The organism is Emticicia agri (assembly GCF_004168285.1).
In the GTDB taxonomy this organism is placed as follows: domain Bacteria; phylum Bacteroidota; class Bacteroidia; order Cytophagales; family Spirosomataceae; genus Emticicia; species Emticicia agri.
In genome coordinates this window covers 1-3,010 of record NZ_SEWF01000150.1, presented here as the reverse complement: position 1 = coordinate 3,010, position 3,010 = coordinate 1, and the positions used below count along the sequence as shown (strand labels likewise).

Genomic DNA, 3,010 nt, shown 5'->3' with positions numbered 1-3,010 from the left:
AAATCATGGTTTGCTTGAATTTCTTTCCATTACCCACTGCACGTTTCACACGGGCATTGCCGATAGTTACTAAAATAACGGCAAGTAAATTAATAGTAGGGTGCTCAACGGCATATAATCTATAATAGGGGTCTTTCATTGTTGCTTTCATATCGGCAAAAGCAGCCTGTGTAATAGGAGAAGTAAACAACAGAATAACACCTAACAGAAACATGGTATGCGTAGCTATGAGGGCAAATTTATTGATTCTTAAATGCTTTTCTTCAAAAGCTTTCTGACTACTTGACCCCATCATTCCATTCAGTGTAGCAAAAGCTAATAGAAATAAAGTAAGATATGCCAGATATGAGTGAATCGGTTGGATAATTTGATACATATATTTTTAAGTCGTAAGGTGATTAAAAAATTTTGCCAAAATTACGTCATAAACTTTTAATAACATACATCTTATAGCGCGAACTTTCAGTTAGTTATCATACGTTAACAGAATAATGAGATTCCTGAAACCCATATTTATCTTTCTATTCTTTTGTTTTTTACTTTTTATCTCGGTTTTTCCGCAGGTATTGCGCTGCTCTTTAGTAAAGTACGATAACTTCAATGCTTTACAATCTGGTGTATATATAGCTACTGGTACTACTTTAAAACAGCAGGATTCGTTAAAAAAGTATATTAAAATTGCTAAAAAACGTGTAGAAGGTTTTTGGGGCAGCCAGAAAGGTGAAGCAACCATTATATTTTGCGATAATCTGGAAAAGTATCAGCAATATTGCCGTACATCAGAGGGGGCAGGTTGTACCATAGGCACACCCGTAGGTTCATGGATAGTGTTAAATAAAGATGGACTCAATGCAGATGTGATTGCCCATGAAATGTCGCATGATGAATTAATGACTCGTGTAGGCTGGTGGAAAACCAAAACAAAAATCCCGACCTGGTTTGATGAAGGCGTAGCACTGATGCTTGATTATCGTTTTGTTAATGCACAGGATAGCGTTCAACGCTTCAAGGCCTACAGAGATGAGCTATTTTTCTTTTCTAAGAAATCTATCCCGTTAGATGACCTGCAAACAGAAAAAGCATTTTTTGGCCAGGGAGAATTTTATACCCGTTTAGCCTATTATACTTCTGCTTCTGTTGTATCCAGAAAAATTGCTTATGGTGGTAAAAAATCCATTCATTATACCATCGAGCGGGTAAAACAGGACAATAAGTTTGAATTTTAGCAGATAGATTTACCATTTTCTGCAAGCATTTTTTTCTTTTCCAAAAAACTTCCGACCTTTGCCCCTTTGAAACGCTAATTTTAGACTAAATGAACATTTTGATTATTGGCTCTGGTGGTCGTGAGCACGCATTTGCCTGGAAGATTTCTCAATCTAAAAACTGTACGCAGCTTTTTGTTGCACCGGGTAATGCAGGTACCGCAACATTAGCCACCAATTTACCGATTGCCGTAAGCGATTTTGCAGGAATTGCCCAAGCCGTAAAAGAGCATAGTATCGAAATGGTGATTGTTGGGCCGGAAGACCCGCTTGTAAAAGGCATTGTTGATTTTTTCAAAAAAGATAAAAGTCTTAAAAAAATAAAAATTGTAGGGCCTGATGCGGCAGGTGCCCAATTAGAAGGCAGCAAAGATTTCTCCAAGAACTTTATGCAAAAATATGGTATTCCGACAGCGGCTTCTCAGACTTTCACAAAAGATACGCTTGCCGAAGGACTGGCCTATTTAGAAAAACAATCGTTACCCATTGTATTAAAAGCCGACGGTTTAGCCGCAGGTAAAGGGGTAATTATTGCCGAGAGCTTGAAAGAGGCCCAACAAAGCCTGCACGAAATGCTGGCCGAAGCCAAATTTGGTGATGCAAGCAGCAAAGTACTGATAGAGCAATACCTGAGTGGCATTGAGTTATCGGTATTTGTGTTATCAGACGGTAAAAACTACAAAATTTTACCCGAAGCAAAAGATTACAAACGTATTGGCGAGGGTGATAAAGGGCTTAATACCGGAGGTATGGGGGCTGTTTCTCCTGTACCATTTGCCGATGAAGCCTTTTTACAAAAAGTAGAAGAACGTGTAGTGAAACCTACTTTAACAGGCTTACAGGCCGAAGGAATCAAATATGTAGGTTTTATTTTCGTTGGACTAATGAATGTAAACGGAGAACCTTATGTGATTGAGTACAACGCACGTATGGGAGACCCTGAAACGGAAGTAGTTTTACCAAGAATAAAAACTGATATGGTAAAACTGATGAAAGCAACCGCCGAAGGTAAACTTGATAAAATTAAACTTTCGCTGAGTCCGAAGGCAGCTATTGCAACCGTAGTGGTAGCAAAGGGGTATCCTGAAGATTACAGAAAAGGTGATTTGATGCAGATACCGGAAGCTGAAAAAGACACGATTATTTTTCATGCCGGCACAAAACCGGGTGATGACAATAGTGTATTAACTAATGGTGGACGAGTAATTGTATCTGTAGGTATGGCTCGCACCTTAAATTCTGCCCGTCAGAAATCGCAACGATTAGCAAAAAATATTATATTTGACGGCAGATATTACAGAAAAGATATAGGCAAAGACCTTTTAAAGTTTTTGAAAGAAGAAGAGTAAGAGATTTCAGACTTATTATATATAGATGATATTTGAATTGGGTTGTCCCTCAGCAATAACAATAGCACCTCTTAATGAGTTAAAGAAATAGTATTACTCTAAGCCTTTTGCCTGTATCTGTATAAATAAAAGATGTTTGTAAATGATGATTTGAATTAGTTTTTGATTAAGATAGGATTATTGATTGAGCAGATTTAATGCACTGCAACAAATAATTCACTAATTCGCAATTCGCTAATTCACCATTTACTTCCATCACTCTTAACCAACTATAAACTATATATACAGAGGATATGGGCTGTGGACAATGTTCATCAGGTGGCTGCGGTGCAGTAAAGGCCTTAGATAGAACCGAAAAATCGAATCATAAAACTGTGGCAGGTTGCTCATCGGGCG

General features: G+C 37.9%; 3 protein-coding genes. 2 read left to right on the top strand and 1 reads right to left on the bottom strand.

Annotated features, from left to right (window positions below; all coding sequences use genetic code 11):
* Positions 1–376, bottom strand: a 376-nt coding sequence (locus tag EWM59_RS27415; protein ID WP_130024364.1) for a hypothetical protein, incomplete at its 3' end; no start/stop codon positions are given.
* A gap of 115 nt (positions 377–491) precedes the next feature.
* Here EWM59_RS27415 and EWM59_RS27410 point away from each other — a divergent pair.
* Positions 492–1,226: a hypothetical protein gene (locus EWM59_RS27410; protein ID WP_130024363.1), complete on the top strand. Its 735-nt coding sequence runs from the start codon at positions 492–494 to the stop codon at positions 1,224–1,226.
* A gap of 89 nt (positions 1,227–1,315) precedes the next feature.
* Positions 1,316–2,614 (top strand): phosphoribosylamine--glycine ligase, encoded by a 1,299-nt coding sequence (gene purD / locus EWM59_RS27405; protein WP_130020699.1) that lies wholly within the window; start codon positions 1,316–1,318, stop codon positions 2,612–2,614.
* Positions 2,615–3,010 lie beyond the last annotated feature (396 nt).